4 protein-coding genes are annotated in these 1,959 nt (G+C 71.3%); 1 reads left to right on the top strand and 3 read right to left on the bottom strand.

What is annotated here, in order from left to right; all coding sequences use genetic code 11:
* The 3 genes from WA805_RS07595 to WA805_RS07585 all read right to left on the bottom strand — a co-directional run.
* Positions 1 to 190, bottom strand: a 190-nt coding sequence (locus WA805_RS07595) for a hypothetical protein (RefSeq protein WP_425241978.1), incomplete at its 3' end; no start/stop codon positions are given.
* A gap of 162 nt (positions 191 to 352) precedes the next feature.
* Entirely contained in the window at positions 353 to 754 is a 402-nt protein-coding gene (locus tag WA805_RS07590) for a DUF2237 family protein (RefSeq protein ID WP_422281734.1), read from the bottom strand.
* 74 nt (positions 755 to 828) lie between these two features.
* Positions 829 to 1,380, bottom strand: a complete 552-nt coding sequence (locus WA805_RS07585) for a hypothetical protein (protein ID WP_422281736.1) — start codon at positions 1,378 to 1,380, stop codon at positions 829 to 831.
* A gap of 92 nt (positions 1,381 to 1,472) precedes the next feature.
* Here WA805_RS07585 and WA805_RS07580 point away from each other — a divergent pair.
* The coding region (locus WA805_RS07580; RefSeq protein ID WP_425241977.1) for a PadR family transcriptional regulator at positions 1,473 to 1,959 on the top strand (487 nt) is incomplete at its 3' end.

The following is a 1,959-nucleotide window of genomic DNA, read 5'->3' as shown; positions in this document are numbered from 1 at the left end:
GAGCGTAGCCGCCCGCCGCCCAGATTCCACACCAGTGGTCGAGGCCCGGGCCGCTGAAGGCGGCCACGCAGGCGGCGTAGACCGCGAACCCGGCATACCATGCCGCTGGCTGCCGCAGGGCGGCCTCCAGCAGGCGCCGCGGCTTGTCCGCGGGTGTCGCGAGCTTGTCCCTGGAAGTCACGATGGCCATAGACAGCAGCATTCCGGGCCGTGACCGCCAGGGTCGATATGCCTAGACCCCGAATCCGGGCTCCACCCAGCCCCCGCCCCAGCGTGCACTCAGCCCCCGCCGGTATGGGGGGCTAGCTACCGGGCCGTCGTGGCGGAGTGCGGTGAGCTGGGCAGCCGGCGGTTAGCGCTCGGTGTCTTCCAGGGTGCTGGCGTCGGCGGGGACGTCCACTGAGTATTGCTTGAGGGCGGACAGCGGGACGATTTCCAGCACTCGCTCGTGCGTGGAGGCGAGCACCACGGGCGCCGCGGCGCCGTCCTTGTGCGCGCGGAGCCAGTTGGCGGCGGTCACGCACCACCGGTCGCCGGGTACCAGGCCGGGGAAGCGGAACTGGGGCATCGGGGTGCTCAGGTCGTTGCCGATGCGCCGCTGGTGGTCGAGAAATTCCTGGCTCACCACCGCGCAGACGGTGTGACTCCCCAGGTCTTCGGGCCCCGTGGTGCAGCACCCGTCCCGGTAGAAGCCGGTAAGCGGGTCAGTGCCACATGGCTCGAGCTCGCCGCCGAGCACATTTCGGTCGCCCATCTCAGCAGTATCGACAGCGCGGGTCTCAGTCCGCAAGACTCAGCGGCCGATCAGTGCCCCGCAGCACTCGCGGCTCACGTGCTGGCGGCCGTCACGGCCAGCACGAACGTGGCAATCGCGGCGAAGCCGTGGGCGATCGGGACGAGCACCGCCGGGTTCGGGCGAATAGGGTGACGCCGCGGTCCGGGGAACGGATCGTCAAGCAGCCGCGCGATCATCTCGTCGGTGACCTGATACGCCTGCGGGCCTGGTTCGCCGGCCGCACCCTCCCCGGCGTCCGAGATGACCACCGCCGCCTCGTCCCAGGGCTTCGCATCCCGCCGCTCCCCCGGGCGGCGGGCCGGGTACGGCGTCCACAGCGTCACGGTGGATAGCCCGAGCCCCACCGTCACCATCAGCACGCCGACCGCCGTCCACGCCAGCGGCCGCGCTCCCGAGGCCACGAAGGCCGCCCAGATCAGCAGGCCGCTGATGGCCAGCCCGGCATGGCCGAAGATGAGCGGCGGCGGCAGGCCGCCCGCCCTGGCGCGCTCGCGGCGCAGGCCGCCGCGCGCCAGCCAGGTGTGCAGCATGTAGCCGCCCAGGCTCGCGGTCACCAGCCAGCTGATGAGCGTCGCGAAGCGCATAGACCAGCATAGAACGCTAGGTCACGCGGCAGAACGCCGACGGAGCGCGCATTCTGCTGATAGTCCAGTTGTACATAGGTTATGCTGGACTAGTGTCGTATATCGAGATCCTGCTGCTCCGGCACCTGACCCGGCGCCCGGCGCACGGGTATGAGCTGCGGAAACGGGTCGAGCGCACCACCGGGGTGCGGCTGAACAACAACTCCCTGTACCCGGCGCTGCGGCGGTTCGAGGAGGCGGGCGCGGTCACCAAGAGCGAAGAGCCGCAGGACGGGCGGCCGCCGCGGCTGGTGTACGCGCTCACGCCGCTGGGCCGCGAGCTGCTGCACGACATGCTCGCCGACCTGACGCCGGAGCAGGCCATCGACGACTACGAGTTCCTGACCAGGCTCGGCCAGTTCGCGCTGCTGGAACCCGGTGAGCGGCTCGCCGTGCTGGACGCGCGCGACAAGGCGCTGGAGACCAGGATCGCGCACCTCGCGGAGATGCTCACGCGCTCCGCGGGCGACCGGTGGGCGGCGGCGGTGACCACCGAGCTCAGCCGCCGCGACGTGGCCGAGCGCGGGTGGCTCGCGGAGC

Origin of the sequence: Trebonia sp. (genome assembly GCF_049794275.1) — a bacterium.
Lineage (GTDB): Bacteria > Actinomycetota > Actinomycetes > Streptosporangiales > Streptosporangiaceae > Trebonia.
Note: the sequence above shows the minus strand (reverse complement) of the source record. Positions and strands in the feature narration are given on the sequence as shown.

Coding starts and splice junctions, on each gene's coding strand:
- WA805_RS07590 (WP_422281734.1), bottom strand. CDS start 754: ATGGGCGACCGAAATGTGCTCGGCGGCGAGCTCGAGCCATGTGGCACT.
- WA805_RS07585 (WP_422281736.1), bottom strand. CDS start 1,380: ATGCGCTTCGCGACGCTCATCAGCTGGCTGGTGACCGCGAGCCTGGGC.